General features: G+C 39.4%; 24 protein-coding genes. 18 read left to right on the forward strand and 6 right to left on the reverse strand.

Translation table 11 applies throughout. From position 1 onward, the window contains the following. Positions 1-60: 60 nt before the first annotated feature. From J0A69_RS01365 to J0A69_RS01375, 3 genes are read right to left on the reverse strand one after another with little or no spacing between them, the layout of a single operon-like run. A complete protein-coding gene (locus tag J0A69_RS01365; RefSeq protein WP_206584713.1) occupies positions 61-834 on the reverse strand; it encodes a uroporphyrinogen-III synthase in 774 nt (257 codons plus the stop codon). 29 nt (positions 835-863) lie between these two features. Continuing rightward, complete coding sequence (locus J0A69_RS01370) at positions 864-1991, reverse strand: DUF4271 domain-containing protein (protein WP_206584714.1); 1128 nt, start codon at positions 1989-1991, stop codon at positions 864-866. 2 nt (positions 1992-1993) lie between these two features. Continuing rightward, entirely contained in the window at positions 1994-3619 is a 1626-nt protein-coding gene (locus J0A69_RS01375) for a POTRA domain-containing protein (RefSeq protein WP_206584715.1), read from the reverse strand. A gap of 122 nt (positions 3620-3741) precedes the next feature. On the opposite strand from J0A69_RS01375, the gene hemW reads away from it, so the two are divergent. The 7 genes from hemW (at position 3742) to J0A69_RS01410 (ending at position 11641) form a co-directional block, all read left to right on the forward strand. After that, positions 3742-4863 carry a radical SAM family heme chaperone HemW gene (hemW, locus tag J0A69_RS01380; RefSeq protein ID WP_206584717.1) on the forward strand — a complete coding sequence of 374 codons (1122 nt, stop codon included), beginning with the start codon at positions 3742-3744 and terminating at the stop codon, positions 4861-4863. A 12-nt stretch (positions 4864-4875) separates the two neighbouring features. Beyond that, positions 4876-5190, forward strand: coding sequence for a DUF721 domain-containing protein (locus J0A69_RS01385; RefSeq protein WP_206584719.1), 315 nt, complete (start codon positions 4876-4878; stop codon positions 5188-5190). 116 nt (positions 5191-5306) lie between these two features. Further along, positions 5307-7370 (forward strand): GAF domain-containing SpoIIE family protein phosphatase, encoded by a 2064-nt coding sequence (locus J0A69_RS01390; RefSeq protein ID WP_206584720.1) that lies wholly within the window; start codon positions 5307-5309, stop codon positions 7368-7370. A gap of 18 nt (positions 7371-7388) precedes the next feature. Then, positions 7389-7721 carry an STAS domain-containing protein gene (locus J0A69_RS01395; protein ID WP_206584722.1) on the forward strand — a complete coding sequence of 111 codons (333 nt, stop codon included), beginning with the start codon at positions 7389-7391 and terminating at the stop codon, positions 7719-7721. Positions 7722-7723: 2 nt separating this feature from the next. Then, positions 7724-8137 carry an ATP-binding protein gene (locus J0A69_RS01400; protein ID WP_206584723.1) on the forward strand — a complete coding sequence of 138 codons (414 nt, stop codon included), beginning with the start codon at positions 7724-7726 and terminating at the stop codon, positions 8135-8137. Positions 8138-8225: 88 nt separating this feature from the next. Beyond that, entirely contained in the window at positions 8226-10226 is a 2001-nt protein-coding gene (locus J0A69_RS01405; protein ID WP_206584725.1) for a peptidylprolyl isomerase, read from the forward strand. Positions 10227-10270: 44 nt separating this feature from the next. Further along, positions 10271-11641, forward strand: coding sequence for a peptidylprolyl isomerase (locus tag J0A69_RS01410; protein ID WP_206584726.1), 1371 nt, complete (start codon positions 10271-10273; stop codon positions 11639-11641). A 53-nt stretch (positions 11642-11694) separates the two neighbouring features. Here J0A69_RS01410 and J0A69_RS01415 read toward each other — a convergent pair whose 3' ends face one another. Both J0A69_RS01415 and J0A69_RS01420 read right to left on the reverse strand, forming a co-directional pair. Further along, on the reverse strand, positions 11695-12012 hold the full coding sequence (locus J0A69_RS01415) for a hypothetical protein (protein ID WP_206584727.1): 318 nt from the start codon (positions 12010-12012) through the stop codon (positions 11695-11697). A gap of 78 nt (positions 12013-12090) precedes the next feature. Beyond that, positions 12091-13890 (reverse strand): ABC transporter ATP-binding protein, encoded by a 1800-nt coding sequence (locus tag J0A69_RS01420; protein ID WP_206584728.1) that lies wholly within the window; start codon positions 13888-13890, stop codon positions 12091-12093. 147 nt (positions 13891-14037) lie between these two features. Between J0A69_RS01420 and J0A69_RS01425 the strand changes: the two genes are divergently transcribed. The 7 genes from J0A69_RS01425 (at position 14038) to coaE (ending at position 19195) form a co-directional block, all read left to right on the forward strand. After that, positions 14038-15138 carry a Glu/Leu/Phe/Val dehydrogenase dimerization domain-containing protein gene (locus J0A69_RS01425; protein ID WP_317194825.1) on the forward strand — a complete coding sequence of 367 codons (1101 nt, stop codon included), beginning with the start codon at positions 14038-14040 and terminating at the stop codon, positions 15136-15138. Between the two features lie 117 nt (positions 15139-15255). Further along, positions 15256-16440 (forward strand): transcription antitermination factor NusB, encoded by a 1185-nt coding sequence (gene nusB / locus J0A69_RS01430; RefSeq protein ID WP_206584729.1) that lies wholly within the window; start codon positions 15256-15258, stop codon positions 16438-16440. Between the two features lie 7 nt (positions 16441-16447). Further along, a complete protein-coding gene (locus tag J0A69_RS01435) occupies positions 16448-16756 on the forward strand; it encodes a YtxH domain-containing protein (RefSeq protein WP_206584730.1) in 309 nt (102 codons plus the stop codon). Position 16757: 1 nt separating this feature from the next. Next, positions 16758-17300 (forward strand): DUF1573 domain-containing protein, encoded by a 543-nt coding sequence (locus tag J0A69_RS01440; RefSeq protein WP_206584731.1) that lies wholly within the window; start codon positions 16758-16760, stop codon positions 17298-17300. 2 nt (positions 17301-17302) lie between these two features. After that, positions 17303-17620 carry a preprotein translocase subunit YajC gene (yajC, locus tag J0A69_RS01445; protein WP_206584732.1) on the forward strand — a complete coding sequence of 106 codons (318 nt, stop codon included), beginning with the start codon at positions 17303-17305 and terminating at the stop codon, positions 17618-17620. An 8-nt stretch (positions 17621-17628) separates the two neighbouring features. Continuing rightward, positions 17629-18594, forward strand: a complete 966-nt coding sequence (locus J0A69_RS01450; protein ID WP_206584733.1) for a YbbR-like domain-containing protein — start codon at positions 17629-17631, stop codon at positions 18592-18594. After that, positions 18587-19195 (forward strand): dephospho-CoA kinase, encoded by a 609-nt coding sequence (gene coaE, locus J0A69_RS01455; RefSeq protein WP_206584734.1) that lies wholly within the window; start codon positions 18587-18589, stop codon positions 19193-19195. The genes J0A69_RS01450 and coaE overlap by 8 nt, the downstream gene beginning before the upstream one ends. A gap of 31 nt (positions 19196-19226) precedes the next feature. Here coaE and J0A69_RS01460 read toward each other — a convergent pair whose 3' ends face one another. After that, positions 19227-19652 carry a nuclear transport factor 2 family protein gene (locus J0A69_RS01460; RefSeq protein WP_206584735.1) on the reverse strand — a complete coding sequence of 142 codons (426 nt, stop codon included), beginning with the start codon at positions 19650-19652 and terminating at the stop codon, positions 19227-19229. Positions 19653-19783: 131 nt separating this feature from the next. Between J0A69_RS01460 and J0A69_RS01465 the strand changes: the two genes are divergently transcribed. The 4 genes from J0A69_RS01465 to J0A69_RS01480 are packed head-to-tail and all read left to right on the forward strand — an operon-like array spanning position 19784 to position 23319. Next, positions 19784-20566 carry a HipA family kinase gene (locus J0A69_RS01465; RefSeq protein WP_206584736.1) on the forward strand — a complete coding sequence of 261 codons (783 nt, stop codon included), beginning with the start codon at positions 19784-19786 and terminating at the stop codon, positions 20564-20566. Next, positions 20556-20939, forward strand: a complete 384-nt coding sequence (locus J0A69_RS01470; protein WP_206584737.1) for a DUF3037 domain-containing protein — start codon at positions 20556-20558, stop codon at positions 20937-20939. Before J0A69_RS01465 ends, J0A69_RS01470 begins: the two co-directional genes overlap by 11 nt. A gap of 31 nt (positions 20940-20970) precedes the next feature. Then, a complete protein-coding gene (locus tag J0A69_RS01475; RefSeq protein ID WP_206584738.1) occupies positions 20971-21798 on the forward strand; it encodes an alpha/beta hydrolase in 828 nt (275 codons plus the stop codon). 42 nt (positions 21799-21840) lie between these two features. Further along, complete coding sequence (locus J0A69_RS01480; protein WP_206584739.1) at positions 21841-23319, forward strand: APC family permease; 1479 nt, start codon at positions 21841-21843, stop codon at positions 23317-23319. The last annotated feature ends 1 nt before the right edge of the window (position 23320 follow it).

Genomic DNA, 23320 nt, shown 5'->3' on the forward strand with positions numbered 1-23320 from the left:
CTAATCTGAAAACTATTGTAATGATTTAAACTGAAAAACCACAGATTTTGATTCTAAGATTTACAAATTATTCGCTTTTTTAATGTAGAGCTCCAATGCACCAGTCATACTAGGGGCATTTGGAAGTGGTGCCTCTATATCTAAAATCAAATCCAAATCTCTTACAGCTTGAGCTGTGGTAGGACCAAAAGCTGCAATCCTTGTTTTACCTTGTACAAAATCCGGGAAATTTTGTTTCAAAGATTTTATACCAGATGGACTGAAAAAAGCTAAAATATCATATTTGACATCCGCTAAATCAGATAAATCTGCAGCCAAAGTATGGTAGATAATTGCCTCAGTGAAAGCAATTCCATTCTTTTCCATGTATTCTGGAATCACATCCTTGCGGATATCAGAGCATGGAAACAAATATTTTTCGCTTTTGTGTTTTTTGAAGTAATCAAATAAATCTTCAGCAGTCTTTTGACCTACGAATAATTTACGCTTACGGATTACAATATATTTTTGAAGGTAATGTGCTGTCTGATCGGAAATACAGAAGTACTTCATTTCTGCAGGCATTTCAATTTTGAAATCCTTGCAGATGGCAAAGAAATGATCAATAGCATTTCGACTGGTAAAAATAATTGCGGTATGCTTTAGGATATCGATTTTCTGCTTTCTGAATTCCTTCGGTGGAACTGGCTCCACCTTGATAAACTGTCGGAAATCAATCTTCAACTTATACTTCTCTGCCAATTGAACATAGGGAGAATTTTCACCCGCAGGTTTTGGTTGAGAAACAAGAATACTTTTTACTGGTCTAAACCTGTCTTTGCTATTCGCACTCATGCTGATTTTATCCTTTGAATGTCTAAATCTTATTGACCCAAAACCATGATCCACTTGGCCATGATCAAAAAGGGCACTAATTCCGCGATGCAAAGGTAAGTAAATAAATGATATTTCTTAAAGCTCAATCTATTCATCATAATTAAGAATAGGCCTAAGACACCTGCAATGTAAACCCAGAAAAAAACTGATAATGAAACACCTATCGCTGATTTGGCAGAGGAAAAATCATTGACTAAAAAAAATGCTATCACGAGAACCAATCCCGCAATTGTAATTACCACAAGGCGTAAAAGGTAGAAGAAATGAGCGAACTCCAATTTCCCCAAATCAAATAAATAGGCAATGACCCGAATGCCAATAAATTTGATCATTGTAAGTAATAGTAACCCTACTGCTCCAAACAACCATAGCAACATCAGGGAATTAAAATCTACTCCAATCCAAGTCTCCAACCATTCTTGACGGTTAAAAACTAACCCAATTACCGCCACCAATGAAGTCATCAGATTGACCATCAAGATGTAAAAAAGCACATCCACCGAAAAAAACTTCTGCAAACTTCCCGAGTCCGAAAAATCTTCAGCTGTCAGCAAAGATTCTGGTCTGATCATGGATGCAAAGAGGTATGGGTAAATCACTTTATAAATCGCCAGGATCACTAAAACGATTAATACACCTACGAAGAAAAAGTCTCTCAGATCCTGCCGGTTAAAGCGTCTATTTTGACTGACAAAATCTTTTACTTCAGCACTTTTTGTTGGTTTGTCAAAATCTGAAGAAAGAACCTTTAGCACTGAAGCGTCCCCAACACTTATCCCCTTTTTGAAAACTGTAAGCGTGACTTGATCTTCTCCAAATTCTTTGGATAAATCCTGAATATTTCTGGCAAATGAGGTATCGTTTTCTGCGTAAATCCAAAGCTTCTCTCCTATGAAAACCACAGACTTACCCGGAAACTCAAAGGAAATATTTGCTAAAGGGAAAGTTTGAAGATCCAGTGGAAGCACCAAACGGTCATTTGGGCGGATCAAAGACTCATCCATTCCTTTTTCCCACGAACTGTTAAAATCCTGAAGAACTTGCGCTTTAGCAAAAAGGCAAAAGGAGTTGACAGCTATGAAAAAAACAAAAATTTTAAACAAAGGATGCTTCATGCTCAAAATCTGGCCAAGTAGCCAAAATGTATTTTGGAATAAGAGAATGACAAAGGTTGCAAATTTGATTTTCCCAATCCATAAATAAATCTAAAAACTCCTGTGCCTGTTTCTAGATTGACTCCTGCTCCAAAGGAAATCGGGAAATCTCTTGAAGGAGCAAAGTACAGGTTTTCTAAGACACCAAAATCAGTGAAGGCCATCAAGTAAGAATTTTCACCGAAAAATAAGCGTTGCTCCATATTGATAAAACCATATGATCTAGCAAAGAAAAAGTTTTCGTTAAATCCTCTGATACTTTTTAATCCGCCAATTCGAAAAATGTCATTTTGAAGTAAATTCTTATTTCGAATCAGCCCAGTGCTACCTCGCAGCCACATTCCCCAATTTTGCTTGATGAAAAGATGTTTTTCTAATTCCAGTTTGGATGTTATTTGAGGGGAGTTTAAATCCAAGTTTGTATACACTTCTTCTGGAATCCCTGTATTTTGAATAATGCGTTTGTTTCCTGCAGCAAATTCTCCCTGAAATAAGAATCCTCTTCTCGGGAAGAAAGGAGAATCCAATCGATTCACTTGGATACCAATTCCATATAAGTTCCATCGGTAATCAGCAACTTCCGGGAGCTCGGTAGCCTCTCGATAAGAATAAGTTGAGATCAAATCACTTGCTTGGCGTCTAGTGAAAAATCGAATGGCTCCATATTTCGAAAAATCATAAGAGAAATCAAGCGAAATAAACCTACTGATAAAGGTGCTATCCTGCTTCAAAAGACTAAAGCCACCCATGATACTCAAAGGTGATCGAAAAACGAAGGATTCCTTAGCCTGAATTGCAAGTGATTGAGTTTCTGGATTCATCCGCTGCCAATGGACTTCAAAATCCCGTCCTTTCCCTCCCAAATGATACAATTCAAGATCTAATTGCCCTGTAATCAAAACTTTTCCAGGCTCATTTTCATTGGGCAACAAACCAATTACTCCATCAATCAGATTGACATTCCTATCACGAAGGAAATACGTTGGCCGAGCATTTTTAGTTTGGAAACTCAAGTTGGGTGCCTGCGAAAGTTCTACATACGGCGATCTCCGAAGAGCTTCCGTTGCCTCCTCAAATTCTTTTTGTGAAAAAGCTTCTCCAGGTTTCAATCTGCTGACCTGCTGAACATACTGGGCTTTGGTTTTTGTATTACCCGCTACCTCCACACTATCCCAAGTAATAAATGGTCCTTTTTCAAGCTTTGCTGCTGCAGTTAAATGCTCACCTTCCCTTTCCAAGCTATCGAGCTGAACTTGAGCAAATGGATATCCGGAATTCTCCAATTCCTCCAAAACAGTGGCAGTCCATTTATTCCAGTCTAAAAATCCTTCTTTTGGAAGGAAAGTGCTAAAGGCAAAATCCTCTGGGACATTTCCTTTTCTGATTTCAATTAATTGATACTTCTGGCCCGCGATGAGTTCATATTCCAAGGAATCTTGGTTTTCTAAGTTTTTCACCCAAAAGGCAGTTAGATAACCTTGCGAACTGATTTCGTTTTTGACAGCCTCAAGCTTTTCATCCACCAATTCTCTATTTTCATAGAAACTCCAACCCTCCTCTAATTTGGGACTTTCACATTCCCATTTCATCCAATAGCCGCTTTGCCCCAATCCAGGGAACGAAAACAGCAAAGTTGACAAGAGGATAAGTAAAATTGACTTTCTCAAGAGTGAAATGGGATTCATTATATTCGCAAAATAATAGAATTACAGTGGCAGGCATCTACATCCATATCCCATTTTGCAAACAAGCTTGTCATTACTGTGACTTTCATTTCAGTACCAATCTGAAATCCATGGAGGACATGGTGGAAATGATCCAGCAGGAATTGATCCTGCGCAAGAATTACCTTGGGACTGAAACGATCGAAACGGTTTATTTTGGAGGTGGAACTCCCTCTCTTCTAAAACCGGAAATGATCCACTCCATCCTTGATCAAATCCAATCTACCTTTTCCAACCAATGGAAAGAAGTAACAATTGAGGCAAATCCGGATGATCTGACTGATTCAAATTTAAAGGCTTGGAAAGAGCTTGGCTTTGATCGATTAAGCCTTGGAGTTCAAAGTTTCAATGCAGAAGTTTTGAAATTTTATAATCGGGCTCATACATCAGAGGAGTCTAAAATTGCCATTGACAAAGCAAGAGCAATCGGATTCGAGAAATTCAGTTTGGATTTGATTTATGGTTATCCTTCTGACAATCATAAGATTTGGGAGAATGACTTAAAAGAAGCACTGATTAGGGATCCAGGGCACATTTCGAGTTATGGGCTGACCGTAGAACCCAAAACCGCTTTGGGGAATTGGGAAAAAACGGGAAAGTTCACCCAAGCAAATGAAGAGTTTGTTTCCCAACAATTTGAAATGCTACAGGAAGCCATGGATCAAGGGGGGTATATCCAGTATGAGATTTCAAATTTTGGGAAGCCTGACAATTTTGCCCTCCACAACACGAATTACTGGAAAGGAATCCCTTACCTTGGAGTAGGGCCAAGTGCTCATTCATTTGACGGGAAGCATCGCGGATTTAATCCGAGAAGCAATTCAAAATACCTGAATTCATTGAAGGCTGGAGTCATTCCTTTTGAAATCGAGGAACTTAGCCCTGAGGATTCCCTCAATGAGTATATTTTAACTGGATTAAGGACCATTTGGGGTATTGACCTAGATTTGATTGAGGAAAGACATCAAATAAATCTCCGAGCGGAGAAATCCTCGGTTTTAGAAAAAATGAATGATCAAGGCTGGCTGTTATGGAAAGACAATCAACTATCTTTGAGCAAAAGCGGAAAGCTCCTAGCCGATTGTATCGCAGCAGCGCTTTTTATTTGAATCATCCAAACCATGAATAACAAGTACAATCCTTTAAGTCGAAAAAAAGAAGCCGCTCCGTTGGAATCTGCCTTCAAGGATTTGCTAAAAGCATATCGCATCGAGGATAAATTTCAGGAAAAAAGTCTGGTGCAGGCTTGGCCGAAATTAGTGGGAAAAACCATCGCAGATAGAACCACTTCGGTATTTGTAAAAGAAAAAAAACTTTTTGTTAAACTGAGCTCTGGACCCATCAAAAAAGAACTGATGATGAATAAAGGGAAGGTAATGGCTTTGATAGAAAACCAATTCGGCAAAGGAGTCGTTGACGACTTGGTATGTTTCTGATTGAAAAGTAGTTCTTCTGTCAAAAGTTTACTTTTTTTAACATTCATTCCCAATAGCTATCTTTTAGTCCTACTCTTAATTTATTTCAGTTTGAGTATTATTGTGGGACCGAATCCATGATCAAACTACCAACCATTCATATAGGTAAACTCAGCATGCTCCTGGCCATTTTGGTCTGGCTATCGCTCCTTTTTGTGGATTTGGTTCGTTTGTTTGGGATTCTCAATGAACTTGAGTCCGGTATCGCTCAGGAATTCACCTGGACACTTGAAATCCTTTTCTTTTTGACCGTTTATCTCTTTTACAATTATTCGATAAACAAAAACAGTCAAAATGATTTTTTAAACCTGATTTGGAGGGCAGCTTCTACTGGAATAATTGCAGTATTTGTCTCGATCATCATCGATATTTTCTATTCGCTCTTAGGAGACAGTAGCCTATTGAATGAGCCATTTTTAAGGAATTTCTTCTACCATGTCAACTTCGCACTGATCTCGATCTTTTTGATTTCTGGGGCCTTGCTCTGGAAGCATCTGATCCTTTATCAGAAAAACAAAAGAGTGGTCAAGCAGTGGCAAGCCTATGAGTTTGCTATGCTGATAGCCATGCTTTTTATTTATTTCAATAAAAACTCGCTAGATTATAGTTTTCTGTTTGGCTTTGTCCTCTTAGTGGGATTGGGAATTATCCTGTCGGGAAACCTCAAATGGATCCCTTATCTGACTTTTAGGGAAAAGTGGAAATCTCTCTTATTTCTTTTTATCATCATCAATTGCTGTGGATACCTGTTTTACCAAGTCATTATCTACAATGACAGAAGCAGATATGTAGTAAACCTGACAGATAACCTTTTCTTGGTTTCGCTCTTCAGTTTCATCTTTATTTATGCCTTATTTTGCTTTTTGGTCACCTTATTCAATTTGCCAACCTCATCAGTTTTTGAACAGAAACTAACGGAAGCCATCAGTTTTCAGAGATTGAGTCAGTCAATTCAGCCCGAGGAAAGTGAGGAACAGGTTTTGGATATTTTGGTCGACTCTTGCATGAGTGCGTCTTATGCTGACGCAGCCTGGCTGGAGATGGGCGACGGAGAAGGTCCCAAAGGAATTCTACAAGAGCGCTTCTTGAACAAAGAGCAAAGGGAAGAACTCAGCGATTTGATTCAAAACCTAAAAGCCGCTCAAGACTGGGCTGTGGAGCACAGACCTGATAATTTGACTCCTCTCCCGCTCCGGATCAATCACAGCCAATTTGAATCTGTTCTTTTAGTGCCTTTGGTGATCAATAAATCCGCAATCGGTCGGATGGTGCTTTGCAAAGAAGTGCGTGATGGCTTCAACAAGGAGATGATCAACATCATCAGCACTTTTGTAAGACAGGCCTGTATTGCAGTAGAAAACCACAGACTTTTGAACCAGGCAATTCAAAATGAACGCTACCAAGAGGAATTGAAAATTGCTCAGCGGGTTCAAAAATCCCTTTTGCCAACCAAACTTGATCACAATGACACCTTCGATATCTGCGCATATTCTAATGCCGCGGATGAAGTAGGAGGAGATTATTACGATACTTTTAAACTTGATGAGGATCGATACGTAATGATCATCGGCGACGTTTCCGGCAAAGGAACTTCAGCCGCATTTAACATGTCCCAAATGAAGGGGATATTCCAAAGTTTAATCCAATTGAACTTGGGCCCTGCCCAATTTATGATCAAAGCCAATGCAGCTTTAAGTCGCTGTCTGGAAAGAAATCATTTTATCACCGCATCCATCTTTCTCATCGATACCAAAGCACATACCATCTGTCATGCTCGTGCAGGACATGTCCCTACGCTGATGCATCAGGTTAAAAACAAAAAAACTGATTATCTGGGAATTGATGGCCTTGGTTTGGGGATTTTGAGAAACATGCAATATGAAAAACACGTTGAGGAAAAAACATTCAACTACTCAGCAGGTGACATTTTGGTTCTCTTTACAGATGGCATTGTAGAAGCTAAAAATGAGAAATCACATCAGTTTGGATTTGAGAGAATCAGATCATTGGTGGAGGTCTATCACGAGCTAAGCCCAAAGGAAATTCAAAACAAAATAATCGATTCTCTTCATGCCTACGTGGGTGGAGATGGACTAATAGATGATGATTATTCGATCATGGTGGTCAAATTTTCAGAATAAAAAAGAAACGCATTCGTCATGCTCACTATAGAAAAGCAACAAGAAAACAGCTCTTACATTCTCGTCCTCAAAGGCGAAATAGATGCCAGCAACTCCGTCATGCTAGATCAGGCAATGCAGGATCTTATCGCCACGGGGACCAAGTCAATTTTGGTGGATTGTGAAGGGTTGGAATATATCTCCTCCGCAGGATTGGGCGTGTTCATGTCCTATCTGGAGGATTTTCAAGAGCAGGAAATTGACCTGAAAATTTATGCGCTGTCCACTCGGGTTTTTGAGGTTTTCAAAATTCTCGGTCTGGATCAGTTGATCTCAATTTATGCCAATAAAAAAGCTGCACTAGAAGCTTGAAAATGAAGCATCAGTTAAAAATATATTGCCAAACTACTGCCCTTTCAGACCTTAGGCTGTTTATGCAAACAACTTTGCGTGAACTTCAGGTTTCTGAAAAAGATCAGCATCAATTGACACTTGCTGTGGAAGAGGTCTGCGCGAACCTGATCATCCATTCCCACCAATGCAACGGCAAAGATCAAATCCAACTGATCATCAAAGACTCACCCGAAAAGATAATTTTTGAAATAACTGATGAAGGAAAGGCATTCAACTTATTGGATTATGAGGTGCCAGACCTGAAAAAAGTCGTAAGCGAAAAGCGAAAAGGTGGTTTGGGCATCATTTTGGTAAAGACCATCATGGACGAGATAGAATTCGAGTCCAATAAAGGCACAAATACCTGTAGATTGATCAAGTGGTTTCGATCCTAATTCTTGTTAAATACTTGACATCGCATTCATTTCCCTTTATTATCTGATAAATTTGTAAAATTGCACTGAATTTAAGGCACTACAGTACATGATCTACCGAACCCTTTCGGCATTTGTATTTTCTCTAATATTGGTTTTAGCGAATTTTTTCCCCGCTTTGGCATTTTTCCAAAGTGCAGGACAGGAAGAAACGCTTCTAACAATCGGTGGAAAACCTATTGAAAAAGATGAATTGATTTATCTCATTTCAAAAGGGAAAAACTCTGAACCATCCTCTTCGGGAATGTCTAGGGATGAGTTTGAAGAAAATCTGAACCTCTTTATTAACTATAAACTCAAAGTTCGAGAAGCAGAAGAGCTTGGCTTGGACAAAACCGATGAGTTTAACAGAGAATTCAATTCTTTCAAGGAGAATTTAAAAGCTCCTTATTTAATCAAAAACTCGCTAGAAGAAGGTGAGCTTCGTAAAGCATATTCCAGAATGCAGGAAGTGGTGAGAGCTAGTCATATTCTCTTTCAATTTCCTTCCAATGCATCCCAAGAAGATAGCTTAATCGTTCTTCGCATGGCATTGAAGGTTCGTGATCAAATCAATGCAGGTGGAGACATCAACGAACTTGCGGTCGAATATTCAGACGATCCTTCTGCCAAAGTCAACAAGGGAGATCTGGGATATTTTACTGCTTTGCAGATGGTTCAGCCATTTGAAGATGCAGCTTTTTCTCTTCAGCCGGGTCAGGTTTCTGATCCTGTGATGACCAATTTTGGCTATCATATCATCAAAGTATTTGATAAAAGACCAAATCCAGGCCAGGTGCGGGTTTCCCATATTTTGGTTAGAATCGATGAAAATGATCCCAACAGTGAGGATTTGGCGAGAAGAAAAGTAGCAGATATCTACACAGAGATCCAGAAAGAAAGTACGATTTGGGAAAATATTGTCAAAAACTTCTCTGAGGATCCTTCTTCCAGTGAAAATGGAGGAATGCTTCCTTGGTTTAGCGTAGGTTCAATGATTCCTGAATTTGAAATGGCAGCTTTTTCTTTGACAGAAATCGGAGAGGTTTCCCCTCCAGTAAGAACAAAATATGGATACCACATTTTGAGATTAGAGGAGAAAAAACCAATTGATTCCTTTGAAAATCTGGAAGAAAGCATACGTTCCAAAATCATGAGAGATTCAAGATCTACTATGATACAGTCTCAGGTAATGGCGATCCAAAAAGCCCGTTACAATTTTGACGAGAACGAAACTTCTGTGGCAAACCTAGAAAACGAACTGAAAACCTTTACCAAATCGCAAATCCCTGGAGCTGTAGCTGCAAAGGGTTTGGGAGATCAGGAGCTTTTCACTTTACAAGGAAAAACTTATACAGCTGACGATTTGGTGACTTTTATAGAGGAAGAAGAATTGAGTATTCGCTCCAAAACAAGTGTCTTCGATGCTTGGTATGATCGATTTACCGCTTCTATCCTGAACCAAACTGAGGACGCCGATATTCTGGCAAATAACAAAGAGTATCAGATGCTACTGAATGAGTACCACGATGGAATCTTACTCTTCTCCCTGATGAATGATGAAGTTTGGCAGAAAGGAATTGAGGATTCCGTGGGCCAAAAAGCATATTTTCAAGAGCATATCCAGGATTATCAATGGGATGATCGGGTGGACGCTTTTATTGTAAAAGTATTGGACATTTCTCAGCTGGATCCAGCTAGAACCAAACTGAAAGGTCAGGATCTGAGTCAAGATTTGGTTCAGGCATTTAATACTGATTATAAGGAAAAAATGCCTTTGGCTTATCAAACCGAAACTGGATTGATCGAATTCAAGAAACATCCGATTTTATCCAAAGCCAATCTTTCTGAAAGCTATCAGGAAGTAGAAGCTGATGGACATTTGCATCTTATTTTATTGGGACAAAAAGCTCCGGCAGGACCTAAGAAATTTCATGAAACCCGAGGAATGGTTATTCGGGACTACCAAGAATATTTAGACAGCATGTTAATTTCTGAATTGAGAGAAAAATACCCAATTCAAGTAAACGCAAAAGCAAAAGAAGAGGCATTTGTCTCCCTCAATCAATAGACTGAATCAATACTCAATCGAATCAAAAGGTTGGACGAATACGAATGAAAATACTAAACCGATTTACACTTACTTTACTCGCATTTTCAATGCTATCATCTTTGGCAGCACAAGAATCCGCTACTCCTGCCAATGGCCAGGTATTGGATAAGATTGTAGCCAAAGTAGATAATTACATTTTGCTGGAGTCAGATGTACAAAAGACCTACATGGAAGCTTTGGCCCAAGGCCAGCAAGGTGTTACCCCTCCTACCCGTTGTGAGGTGTTCGAAACTTTGATGGTCAACAAGCTTATGGTGGCAAAAGCTGAGATTGACTCAGTGATGGTGACTGATGCAGAAGTGATGCTTCAGACAGATCAGCGCTTCAACATGGTCATGCAGCAGTTCGGCGGAAATGAAGAAACACTTGCAGAGGTATATGGTAAAACGGCCGAGCAATTAAAATCCGAAATTGAGGAAATCATCAAAGAACAATTGATTGTGCAGCGTATGCGTGCAAAAATCACAGAGGGGCTTACAGTTTCTCCAGCAGAAGTTCGTGATTTCTACAAAAGCATACCTTCTGATTCCCTTCCTTTCTTTTCAGCAGAGGTAACTGTTGGTCAGATCGTGAAGAAACCAGATGTAAACCCAAATATCAAAGAAGAAATATTTGCTAAGCTATCCCAGTTTAAGCAAGATATCTTGGATGGAAAGGCTGATTTTGCTGATCTGGCAAGAGCATATTCTGAAGATCCAGGTTCTGCAGCGCAGGGTGGTGATCTTGGCTTTTTCAGAAGTGGCGAATTAGCTCCTGAATTTGAGGCTACCGCCATGGAACTTCGTCAGGGTGAAATTTCTGATCCAGTGGAAACAGCCTTTGGTATTCACTTGATCCAATTACTTGAAAAAAGAACTGGGTCATTTAATACCCGACATATTCTGATGATCCCTAAAGCATCTGAAGATGATCTTTTGAAAGCGGAAAGATATCTAGACAGTTTAAAAACTGAAATCCAGGCTGGCAACATTGAATTTGCGAAAGCTGCAAAGGAGAATTCCGATGATAGAGGAACTTCTGATAATGGAGGATTTTTCGTAGATCCATCCAATAATTCAAAAAGATTGACACTTAGAACACTTGAAGATCCCGTTTTATACTTCACTCTAGACAGTATGGAAGTGGGCACTGTGACTAAACCAATCCGATTTGAGGATCCAAGAGAAGGTACTAAAGTGAGAATCCTTTATTACCAATCGAAATACCCTGCACACCGTGCAAATCTGGAGGATGATTACGAAAAAATGAAAGCTGCTACTCTAAGAAAGAAAGAAGATGAGCTTTTGAGTAAATGGTTTATCACAGCTAAGGAAGATGTCTTTATAGATATTGATCCTACCTATGATCGATGCCAAGCACTCGAGAGTAAGTAGCGAAACAAAAAAGCGGAAGATTAATCTTCCGCTTTTTTTTATGTCACTTGAAATTATTTCTTTCCAAAGAGCGCTTTTAAAGCAAGTCCAAATTGTTTGAATCCCTCTTTTAGGAAGCCTTTAGATTCTTTAAGCTTCGGTTCAAACTCTTCCTTCTTCTCTTTGAACTCTTTCTCTAATAAGTCTTTTCCTTTTTTAAGTTCGTCTTCTAAAGTCGTTTTCTTTTCTTTCAGATCTTGGATTTTCTTTTCAATATCTTCTTTTACTTCCATTCCAGCTTCTGAACCCTTTTGTACCAACTCTTCAATTTTGGCACCTATCTCTTTGAGGACTTTCTCAATATCCTTTGTGGTGGATTTTTGCTCTTCCATAATAAAAGTGATTTAATAGATTGATTTCTATCAAGTTAATCATTTTTCTGAAAGAGCCTGAGTGCTATTTAAAATACCTTAGAGAGACGTTCCTTCTATGGATTCTCCAGCTTGGGTTTGTTTTTCAAAAAGCTCTGCATATACACCTCTTTCAGCCATCAGAGATTCGTGATTCCCGCTTTCGATGATTTTGCCATCATCCAGGACAATGATCTGATCCGCTAGTTTCGCAGAAGAAACTCTATGTGAAATAATCACTGAAGTCCTGTTTTTCATGATCTTTTTCAAGGCATTCAGAATCACATTTTCAGTTTTGGTGTCAACTGCCGAAAGGCAATCATCCAAAATCAGGATTTTCGGTTCTTTCGCAATGGCTCTTGCAATGGAAACCCGTTGTTTTTGCCCACCAGAAAGTGTGATACCTCTTTCGCCTAGCATGGTCTCAAACCCATTTGGGAAATCAATGATATTCTGATAGACATCCGCATCCTGAGCAGCCTTAATAATTTTGTCTTTATCCGCGTAATCCAAACCAAACGCTATGTTATTTCCAATCGAATCTGAAAACAGAAACACATCCTGTGGTACATAGCCAATCTGTTTTCTAAGGCTGGAAAGGTTATATTTTTCAATCGTTCTGTTATCAATCTTGATAGTTCCAGAACTAGGATCATACATCCTCATTAGGAGGTTGGCAATGGTGGATTTTCCGGAACCTGTGGTTCCAATTATTCCCAGCGTCTGTCCGGATTGAATTTCAAAACTTACATTGTCCAAAGCTTTGATTCCTGAATCCGGATAGACAAAGCTTAGATTTTCCACCTTGATCTTCCCAGCAATTTCTGTCTCGATGTTTTCAGTGCTTAGGATGTCATTTTTCTGGTCTAAAAATTCATTGATCCGGGTTTGGGAGGCTGCTGCCCTTTGGACGATGCTTGTCACCCAACCTAAGGAAGTAACCGGCCAGGTAAGCATGTTTACGTACAAGATAAATTCCGCAATGATCCCATAACCAATCTCTCCACTGATCACTTGCATCCCGCCCACATACACGGTAATGATTGTAGAAATACCCACCAAAGCCATAATGATTGGGAAAAACAATGCATTCACTCGAGTCAAGCGAATGGATTTAATCTTATAATCTTCACTGGCATCTGTAAAATCCCTGGCGCTATCCTCTTCCCTTACAAATGCTTTGATTACCCGGATTCCTGAGAAAGCTTCCTGAACAAAAGTGCTCAGCCCTGAAAGACTCCTTTGTATTTTTTCGGAACGCTCATTGATCAGATTATTCACAAAGTAAATACTCAAAGAAAGTACCGGCAGAGGCAATAGAGAATACAATGTCAATTCAGGATTGACAGAAATCATGTAGGTGATTACCAAAGGAAACAGGATCAACAAATTCAATCCGTACATAATGGCTGGACCAAGATACATTCTCACCCGGCTGACATCTTCTGTTATCCTGGCCATTAAATCTCCTGTACTGTTTTTCCTGTAAAAGCTGAGAGGAAGGTTTTGATAATGTTCAAAAATTTCGTTTTTCATGTCGTATTCGATTCTTCGCGACATGATGATGATTGTCTGGCGGATCAAAAAGAGGAAAAAACCTCTCAACAAAGCCATGACAAGGATCAGTATTCCAAAAACAAATACGAATTGAAGGAAAATTTCTCTTGCATTTTCACCCGATCCACCGAGCTCCAAAGGCTTAAAAATAGAAAAACTCTCAACCACATAATCTATGGCAAGTCTGACTAACTGCGCAGGGATAATTACGAAAATATTGGATATCACCGTAAATACTATCCCCAAAAGCAATAAGCCCTTGTATTTGTACAAATACTTATTAAGTCTCCAAAGTGGTTTCACCAAATAAAAATTTTAAAATCAAGAAATATGTTTGCAGAAACTAGATATATTAATCCTTTGATGGCCAATAAAAGTATTTAATTTTGTATCGGCCTTTTCATTGAGGTTAAGTCCCAAATATAACACATTCTAAAAAGCTAAGTTCACATGTACGAGATTAAAGCTACCGAAACTGTGCGTGAAGGCTCCATCTTTGGACAAATCAGCACCATGAACCACGAGCAAGTCGTGATTTGTCATGATCAACCAACCGGTTTAAAAGCAATTATTGGGATTCATAACACCATTCTGGGGCCAGCTTTGGGAGGCACAAGAATGTGGCCATATACCTCAGAGGCGGAAGCTATTACCGATGTTTTGAGATTATCCAGAGGCATGACTTTTAAAAACTCTCTGGCAGGATTGAATCTTGGCGGTGGAAAAGCAGTCATCCTTGGAAACCCTTCTTTGAAAAATGAGGCATTCCTAAGAAGATTCGGAAGATTCATCGAAAGCTTAGGCGGTAGATACGTCACTGCAGAAGATGTGAACATGAATACTTCAGACATGGAGTACATCAGAATGGAAACCCGTCACGTAGCCGGATTACCTGAAATCAAAGGTGGTTCTGGAGATCCATCCCCTGTAACTGCTTACGGAACCTACATGGGAATGAAAGCAGCTGCAAAAAAAGCTTTTGGTTCTGATTCCTTGGAAGGAAAAAAAATCGGAGTTCAGGGTGTAGGCCAAGTGGGTAAATATCTGATCGAATATTTGGTGAAAGAAGGTGCTGAGGTCATGATCACAGACATCTTTGAAGACAAGCTCAAGCAGGTAGCGAAAAACACTGGAGCTACAGTAGTAGATCCTACTGTTATTTATGATCTGGATATGGATATTTATGCCCCATGTGCCCTTGGAGCCACAATCAACGATGAAACCATCGACAGATTAAAGTGTAAAGTGATTGCCGGAGCTGCCAACAACCAATTAAAAGATGAGGCCAAACATGGCCAGATTTTATTGGAAAAAGGAATTGTATATGCTCCTGACTTTTTGATCAACGCCGGTGGTGTAATCAATGTAGGTGCTGAATACTTAGGAGGATTCATTAAAGAGATTGTTTACAAACAAACTGAGAAAATATACGATACCTGTCTGGGCATTCTTGAAAAATCAGAAGCTGAAAATATTCCGGCTCAACAGGCAGCTATTGAGACTGCTAAGGCAAGAATCGAAGCGATGGGAAACGTTAAACTTCCGTTTTAAAGTATAAACCAACTTATTAAACACCACCGAAAAGCGATTTTCGGTGGTTTTTTTGTCTATAAAGTCATGGGTATAGCCCATTCAAATTGCCTATATTTGCAACTCCATTTCTAAGATATGCTAAACAGAAGAATACTAAGGGTCAAGGCTTTCCAAAACCTCTACGCTTATGAGCAATGTAAAGGATCAAACCTCAACTTGGCCAAAGATTTCATCAAAGAATCTTTTTTACCTGATCTCAACAGTATGGAGGTTCAGGATAAAGTTGCCTTAAATAAAGAAGCAGAAGAGGCTTTAAAGTTATTTGATGAGAATCTGGGAAATACACAGGCACTCAGTTCAAGTGATGCAAGTCCCAAAATCAAAAAGGTAGTCTTAGATGCTTTGAAACAATTTAAGCTTGCCAATGAAAAGGATCGAGAGTTCCTTTTGAAAAATATGGTGACTTCAGCTGAGCGAATTCCTCAGCTTTATTTATTGGCGATTCAGTTGCTACAGGCATTTGCAGCTCATGTTGGAAAAGAATTTGAGAAAAAGAGAAAATTCAATGGTGATGATCCGGCAGGATTTGCAAATGAATTGAATCTTGCCAACAATAAAGTCTTGAAGCATATCCGCGAATCGGCTTCGTACAATGCTGCAGTGGCAAGAAACAATGCAAATCTGGACGACCTCGAACTTGAAATCAGAGAGTGGTACAGAGATTACGTAAAACCGTCTGAGGAATATCAGGTGTATTTGAAAGTTACCAATCCTACCTTAGAGCAGGATTTTGAAGCAGCGGACGATATTTTGAAAAAGATCATTTTCAAAAATGAAGTCATGTTGAATTACTTTTCAGAAAAAGATCTGAACTGGACTGAAAACAAATCTGTTGTTAGAAGTCTGGCTTCCAAGGTGTTGAAAAATGCAGCATTACTAGATGAGGCAGAAAGCAGTAACCTTCCGGAGATTGCAATGAACTGGGACGAGGATAAGGAGTTTTTTCAAAATATCTTTAACTTCACCATTGAAAATGATGCCGAAAGCAAAGCATTGATCTCTCAAAAAACCAAAAACTGGGACATCGAAAGGCTTGCTTTTACAGATAAAATCATCATTTCTATGGCACTTGCAGAAATGAAAAATTTCCCAAGTATCCCAGTGAAAGTGAGTATTAATGAATACATTGATATCTCAAAAACATACAGTACGCCCAAGAGCAAGCAATTTGTGAATGGATTACTGGATGTCATGTCAAAAGAATTAACCGAAAGTGGCAAAATCCGTAAAAGCGGAAGAGGCCTTTTGGACAATAAATAAAAATATTATGAGCAATAACAGTAGTAGCAACTCATTCCTAGCATTTTTGGTTGGCGCCGGTGTCGGTGCTGCATTGGGAATACTTTTTGCACCAGATGCAGGAGAAAATACCCGTGACCGTCTGACTTTCAAACTTTCAAAGTATAAGAAAGAATTAGAGGATCTGATCAGCGAATTAGTGGAAGGAAAAGAAACACATTTGAATGAGGCAAAAACCGAAGGTAAGCGTGTGATTTCTGAAGCAAAAAACAAAGCTGAGAATCTTTTGAACGACGTAAATAAACTAATCGATCAAATAAACCAAGGAGACAATTAATATGAAAATCAACATGTTAAGTGCTGCTGCTCTATCCCTTTGCCTTGCCTTGGGAACAGCTTGTAGCCAAAAAAACGACCAAGAGGCTAAAATAAAGGCTCTTGAAGAGAAGATCGCTGCTCTTGAGACAAGCAATACTTCTGTGACACCAGTGAATGCGCTGGCTTCTCAGGCTGCAGATCCAAGTACTTTGGGTCAGTTCCAGTTTCCAGAAATGGAATATGATTTTGGTGCTATCAAAGAAGGTCAGATCATTGAGCATGAATTTACGTTTACCAACAGCGGTCAAGCGCCATTAGTTATTTCTAACATTACTGCATCCTGCGGATGTACTACACCTGATTGGACCAAAACTCCAATTAAACCAGGAGAAGAAGGTTATGTAAAAGTAGTGTTCAACTCTACCGCTAAATCAGGTTCTCAAGCTCCTACAGTGAGTATCCAGGCCAACACAAACCCAACTGTTACCCGATTGAGAATGAAAGGTACAGTTACTCCAAAAAATGCAACCGGTGTGGCTCCAGTAGGCCCAGTTAAAAAATAAACATGATTTCTACAGTATTGGCACAAGCCGCCGCAGGTGGTGGCGGCATCCTCGGACAAGTTTTCCTGTTCGGTTCTATTATTCTGATTATGTACTTTTTCATGATCAGACCTCAGCAGAAAAAACAAAAGGAAAGCAAAAAATTTATTGAAGAAATCAAAAAAGGAGATGCAGTAGTGACCATTGGTGGGCTTCACGGAAAAGTGAGCAGCGTGGAAACAGATACTGTAGTCCTTGAACTAGATAGAGGGTTGAAAGTAACTGTTGAGAAATCAGCTATTTCTTTAGACTTCTCTAAGAAAACAACTACAAGTAAATAAATTGAATTTTGCCGGAAACTAAAAAATCCTCCAAAGGGATTTCTCCTAAAAAACTCTCTGATCTAAAAGTGGTAGTCCTCTGCATTGCAGCAGCTACCACTTTTTGGATTTTAAACGCCCTTAATAAGGACGATTACAATACCATTGTGGATTTTCCGATTGAGATAGTTTACGATGAAGAAGACTACATGCCTGTCAAAAAATTACCGGCAAGTATTCAGATTGAAATAAATGGAAATGGCTGGGATTTATTGAGAAAGTACTTCAACATCAATGAGAGCCCTTTTCCCATCAACTTAGAGAATCCGGCAGAAAGAAATTATGTTTTGACAAGCGACCTGAAAAGACCTCTTGGTGAATTTTTAAGTCCTACCCAATTGATTTCTGTCTTGGAAGATTCCATCTCTTACCAGATTGATGCCATCAAAACCATCAAACTTGTTCCTAAGTTGGATTCATTGAGTTATTCTTTGGCAAAGAACCACAGAATATTAGACGACATTACCTTCACTCCTACTACTATATCTTTGAAGGGACCAACCTCCGTTTTAGAAAAGTTTGATGGCACTTATCCTGTTCAGCTCAACGAGAATAAAATCACAGAAAATGTGAATAAGAACTTGACCTTGGAGGTGCCAGAAAATCTAGAAAATGTAATTTCTTTGGTCGAAGACCAAATCAATGTTCAATTCGAGGTGATTAGTTTCTTAGAGGGAAACAAACGACTCAAGGTGAAAAAAATCAATTTCCCTAGAACAGTAACGATGGAAAATGAAGAAGTCACCATCATGATGAGTTATTTGGTGGATGGTAGAAAGGTGAATGAGTTGAAAGACTTGGAATTTGAGGCCATCCTTGACTATTCGAAAAGAAACAGAGAAGACAGTACTATCAATGTGGTGGTAAAACCTATGCCGGATTATCTGGAACAGGTAAAAGTTACCCCAGAAATCATCAAACTCAAGTATGAGTAAAGTCACTCCAAAACTGGTTGGGCTTACCGGTGGAATTGGTTCAGGAAAATCTACCGTTGCAAAAATTTTTGAAATCTTGGGTATACCTGTCTATTATGCGGATGCCAGGGCAAAGTGGCTAATGGCTCACGACCCCGCATTAACGGCAAAAATCAAATCAGCTTTTGGAGAGGAATCGTATCTTGAAGACGGCTCAGTCAATCGAGCTTACTTGTCTAAAAAAGTCTTCTCAGACCCGGAAAAGGTAAAACTTATTAATTCATTTGTTCATCCAGCCGTAGGTTCAGATTTCAAAAACTGGGCTTCTTCACAGACAAGTTCTTATGTATTAAAGGAGGCTGCCTTGATTTTTGAAACAGGCAGTTTTAAAGAATTGGATTTTGTAATTAATGTCAGTTCACCTCTTAAAGTAAGAATCGCTAGAGTATTGATGCGTGATAGTCATCGAACCGAAGAACAACTCAACCAAATTATTGATCAGCAACTTCCTGACGAAGAAAAAAATGAAAGATCTGATTTTGTAATCAAAAATGTGGACAATAAACTTTTGATTCCCCAGGTATTAAAAGTGCATCAGAGTTTGATCTCTTCAGACAATTAAGCATTCTGCTTAAAACTTTTTTAAATTTTCTCTACAGCTTTTTCTCAGACCAACTCTTATTGACAATTTTCCACTGTCCATCAATTTTCATCAAAGTCAAAAAATCATAATAATAAATCCCTGGCCAATACAATTCTGTTTCCACTGAGGCAGCATTACCCTGCACACGTATCGAAACAATTTCATTTTTATGGGTTGCCGGATCCCGAGGCTCTCCTTTGCTTGTCGCTTCAGCCCAAGTATCAAAAGTCGTCAGTGTAAAATCCTCTCCTCGATATCCAATTAGCCTAGCCTCAGGGATAAACGCTTGTCTCAATTTTGCTTTATCCCGCATCATCATCCCGTCGAAATAAAGCTGGACTGTTTCGGAAATAGCTTCTCGATCATTTGTTGATTGGGCGATTGCTAGCTCAAAGCAACTGTAAAAAAGTAAAATTGTAAGGATGGTAGTTTTCATGATGACGATTTTTATTTCCTGAGTCAGACAAATTCTCTCTACACAAATCATTCCTAGGTTCAATTTCACCCCTTAAATTTCCTTTAGCAAATAAGTCTTCCTTCCCCGATTTTTTTTTCTTTATTTCAAAGATGGAAAATATCCAAAAGCTGAGAACCGTCAATGTGACCCGATACATTCTCCCTTTGCGAGAAGGAGGTTCTTTGCCTGCTTTGGCAGATGCAGATGATGGCTTCAAATACGTCCTCAAGTTCAGAGGGGCTGGACAACGCGAAAAAGCACTGATCTCAGAATTTTTGGGAGGTGAGATCGCCCGAAGATTAGGTTTAAAAGTCCCTGAATTGGTTTTTGCCAATTTGGATCCTGCTTTCGGCAGATCCGAGGGAGATGAAGAAATCCAGGATTTACTCAAAGGAAGCCAAGGCTTGAACCTGGCTTTGCATTTTCTTTCTGGAGCGATTAATTACGATGCTTTGGCCATGCAAATTGATCCTCTTTTAGCTTCAAAAATAGTATGGTTGGACATGTTGATCACCAATGTGGACAGGACCTTCAGAAATACAAACATGCTTCTTTGGAAAAGGGAGTTATGGTTGATTGACCATGGAGCAGCTTTTCTATTTCATCATTCTTGGAATAATTGGGAGAAAAATGCTAAAGGTCCCTTTCCAATTATCAAAAATCATGTTTTGCTCCCACAAGCAAGCCAATTGGAAGAGGCGAATGAACTATTTAAAGGTTTGCTGAATGATGACTTTTTTGAGGCCTTGGTAGCTGAAATACCCGAGGAATGGCTCCTAGCTGGAGGGGATTCTGAGGATGTTTCTGCGATACGAAAAGTATATGCAGGTTTTCTTTCGCAGCGACTTTCTTATTCTGATCAATTCACTAAAGAGGCTCAAGATGCAAGGTAAACACTTATATGAGTATGCCGTGATCCGGGTAGTTCCTCGTGTGGAGCGGGAGGAATTCATAAATGTTGGTGTAATTCTCTGTGATTGGAAGAATGGCTTTCTTGGCTCAAAAATTCATTTAAATCCAGAGAAACTTCTGGCGATAGATCCGGAGGCGGATCTGGAAATGATTCAGCTCAACCTACAATCATTTGAAAAAATCTGTCAAGGAAAATCCCAAGGTGGATTAATCGCTGAGATGGATTTAGCTTCAAGATTTCGCTGGCTTACAGCTGTAAGAAGTTCAATTATTCAGACTTCAAGACCTCATAATGGGTTCAGCGATGATTTGGAAAAAACCCTCCAAAAGCTCTTTGAAGAACAAGTTGCTTAATTAAGAAACCTAAAACACAAGAAAAAAGACCATGAAAAACCTAAAGCTTACCGCTGTAGCGATACTCTTCTTTTCAGTTTCATTTACTCTCAAAGCTTCTGTTGACACGGTTTCAACTTACAGTAAAGTGATGAACAAAGAGATCAAAGCGGTAGTCATCACTCCTGATTCTTACAATTCAAATCAAGAATATCCCGTCGTTTATTTGCTGCATGGTTATTCAGGCAATTATGCCTCTTGGATCAAAAGTGCTCCACAGATTGAAGCATTGGCAAATCAATACGAAATGATTTTGGTAACTCCCGACGGGAACTTTGATAGTTGGTATTGGGACAGTCCCGTGGATCCAAGGTCCAAATATGAGACTTACTTCACTGAAGAACTGATCCCATTTATAGACCAGAATTACAGTACCAAGTCCAGCAAAGAAGGAAGAGCTATCACCGGATTAAGTATGGGAGGTCATGGAGCATTGTATTTGGCAATTCGCCATCAGGATATTTTCGGAGTGGCAGGCAGTCAAAGTGGCGGGGTAGATATCGGTCCTTTTCCGGAAAACTGGAACATGAAAAGCTACTTAGGATCAAGAGCAGAGTTTCCCGAGAGATGGAAAGAATATTCTGTCATGGGTCAACTTCATTTATTGAGTAGAAATAATCTCCCGCTAGTCATTCACTGCGGTACTGGCGACTTTTTCTATCAAGTCAATTTGAAACTACACGAAGAGCTGACTTACTTAAATATCCCGCATAGCTTTACTTCAAATCCCGGTGGACATACTTGGGATTATTGGAGAGAATCTGTTCAATATCAATTGTTGTTTTTTCATAATTATTTTGAAAGTGCAACAGCTAAATAGGGTGAATAAAGAAGTTGAGATTTTAAAGATGAAACAGCTCCCGTGAATGCTACGAAATTAACCAGACAAATGGGGCTTTTGGCCCTAATTGCTACGGGAGTTTGCTCCATGCTTGGGGCGTCTATTAACGTTGTTCCATTTATGATTCAGCGTAATGTTCCCGGTATCGGGCCTTACGTTTTGCCAGCATTTTTATTTGCTGCTATCCCTGCCTTATTTGCTGCTCTAGCTTACGGCATTCTGGCTTCAGCCATGCCCCGTGCCGGCGGAAGTTATATTTATGCAAGTCGAGGCCTCAATCCCTATATGGGTTTTGTAGCCAGCTTTTCCCAATGGTTTGGTTTATCGATTGTTATTGGTGTCATCGCTTATATCACTATTCCTTTTATCCGGGATGTGACCTCTAGTTTCGGTTGGGAAAATGTTTCTCATATATTGGAAAAAGGATGGGTAAGAGTTGGACTGGCTTTGGGACTGATTTGGGGTTTTGTGGGAGTAAACATTCGCGGCTTAAAATCTTACGAGAGGATTGTATTGCCTATGATGTTTTTGATGTTTGCGCTTGGAGGGATTGTAATCATATCAGGACTTCTATTTGATTCATCTGATTTTTTAACTGCTCTTCAGGAAAAAGAAGGAAGAACCTTTACACCCACAACAGATATCGCATTTGATTGGCGAATCTTTTTATCAGCAGCGGCATTACTCTTCTCTAGTTTTATTGGGTTCGATTCTATTGCCCAAGCAGGAGGAGAAGCCAAAAACCCGACTAAATCCCTACCTCAGGCAATTTTACTTGCAATTCTTGGGGTCGGAGCTTTCTACTTTTTATTCGCTGCGGCGGTTTATCATATTGTTCCATGGAGTTTTGTGGCGGCAGAAGCGATGGAAAAAGACATTACAGCCCCAGGACTTTTAAGCTATGTATTGCCTTCAGGTTGGGGGATTGCTATTTTGGTAGGTGCAGCAATAGCTTTAATCAACGATTTACCAGCCATGCTTTTATCAGTTTCCAGATTAATGTTTGCCTGGGCAAAAGATGGGATTTTCCCAAAAGCCATTTCAAAAATCCATCCGAAAAACAACACGCCATATGTAGCTCTCGTTGTTGCCGGACTTATGGCGAGTATAGGCGTTTTGGGTTCACATTTTGCCGGGGATTTCTTTTTGGGAATAGATATCATGGTAACTTCAATGATGGTCAACTTCCTACTAATGTGTATTACTTTGGTATCTATCACCAAGGTTAATTCGAAAGTTGCAGAACGAATCTCTGTGATAAAAAACAGAACGATTCAGTTAAGTATTGGCTGGCTAGGCATCCTTAGTTTAACAGGCTTTCTCGCCATACATACCTACAAAGATTTGACATCAGAGGTCAAAGAATGGTATTTTCATTCTACTCCTATTTGGGTTATAGTGATGGGATTGGCCAGTATAATTTTCATTTATAACTGGAGAAGATTGAAAAAAAGTGAACCCAAATTATCAGAACGATTTTTAAACCTTCCAGAAGAATAAT

The sequence above is a fragment of the Algoriphagus pacificus genome, from assembly GCF_017254845.1.
GTDB lineage: Bacteria > Bacteroidota > Bacteroidia > Cytophagales > Cyclobacteriaceae > Algoriphagus > Algoriphagus pacificus.

Excerpts from the sequence above, each read along its gene's own strand:
- J0A69_RS01365 (WP_206584713.1), bottom strand. The coding sequence starts at position 834 with ATGAGTGCGAATAGCAAAGACAGGTTTAGACCAGTAAAAAGTATTCTT.
- J0A69_RS01370 (WP_206584714.1), bottom strand. The coding sequence starts at position 1,991 with ATGAAGCATCCTTTGTTTAAAATTTTTGTTTTTTTCATAGCTGTCAAC.
- J0A69_RS01375 (WP_206584715.1), bottom strand. The coding sequence starts at position 3,619 with ATGAAATGGGAATGTGAAAGTCCCAAATTAGAGGAGGGTTGGAGTTTC.
- J0A69_RS01385 (WP_206584719.1), top strand. The coding sequence starts at position 4,876 with ATGAATAACAAGTACAATCCTTTAAGTCGAAAAAAAGAAGCCGCTCCG.
- J0A69_RS01390 (WP_206584720.1), top strand. The coding sequence starts at position 5,307 with ATGATCAAACTACCAACCATTCATATAGGTAAACTCAGCATGCTCCTG.
- J0A69_RS01395 (WP_206584722.1), top strand. The coding sequence starts at position 7,389 with ATGCTCACTATAGAAAAGCAACAAGAAAACAGCTCTTACATTCTCGTC.
- J0A69_RS01400 (WP_206584723.1), top strand. The coding sequence starts at position 7,724 with ATGAAGCATCAGTTAAAAATATATTGCCAAACTACTGCCCTTTCAGAC.
- J0A69_RS01405 (WP_206584725.1), top strand. The coding sequence starts at position 8,226 with ATGATCTACCGAACCCTTTCGGCATTTGTATTTTCTCTAATATTGGTT.
- J0A69_RS01410 (WP_206584726.1), top strand. The coding sequence starts at position 10,271 with ATGAAAATACTAAACCGATTTACACTTACTTTACTCGCATTTTCAATG.
- J0A69_RS01415 (WP_206584727.1), bottom strand. The coding sequence starts at position 12,012 with ATGGAAGAGCAAAAATCCACCACAAAGGATATTGAGAAAGTCCTCAAA.
- J0A69_RS01425 (WP_317194825.1), top strand. The coding sequence starts at position 14,038 with ATGTACGAGATTAAAGCTACCGAAACTGTGCGTGAAGGCTCCATCTTT.
- nusB (WP_206584729.1), top strand. The coding sequence starts at position 15,256 with ATGCTAAACAGAAGAATACTAAGGGTCAAGGCTTTCCAAAACCTCTAC.
- J0A69_RS01435 (WP_206584730.1), top strand. The coding sequence starts at position 16,448 with ATGAGCAATAACAGTAGTAGCAACTCATTCCTAGCATTTTTGGTTGGC.
- J0A69_RS01440 (WP_206584731.1), top strand. The coding sequence starts at position 16,758 with ATGAAAATCAACATGTTAAGTGCTGCTGCTCTATCCCTTTGCCTTGCC.
- yajC (WP_206584732.1), top strand. The coding sequence starts at position 17,303 with ATGATTTCTACAGTATTGGCACAAGCCGCCGCAGGTGGTGGCGGCATC.
- coaE (WP_206584734.1), top strand. The coding sequence starts at position 18,587 with ATGAGTAAAGTCACTCCAAAACTGGTTGGGCTTACCGGTGGAATTGGT.
- J0A69_RS01460 (WP_206584735.1), bottom strand. The coding sequence starts at position 19,652 with ATGAAAACTACCATCCTTACAATTTTACTTTTTTACAGTTGCTTTGAG.
- J0A69_RS01465 (WP_206584736.1), top strand. The coding sequence starts at position 19,784 with ATGGAAAATATCCAAAAGCTGAGAACCGTCAATGTGACCCGATACATT.
- J0A69_RS01470 (WP_206584737.1), top strand. The coding sequence starts at position 20,556 with ATGCAAGGTAAACACTTATATGAGTATGCCGTGATCCGGGTAGTTCCT.
- J0A69_RS01475 (WP_206584738.1), top strand. The coding sequence starts at position 20,971 with ATGAAAAACCTAAAGCTTACCGCTGTAGCGATACTCTTCTTTTCAGTT.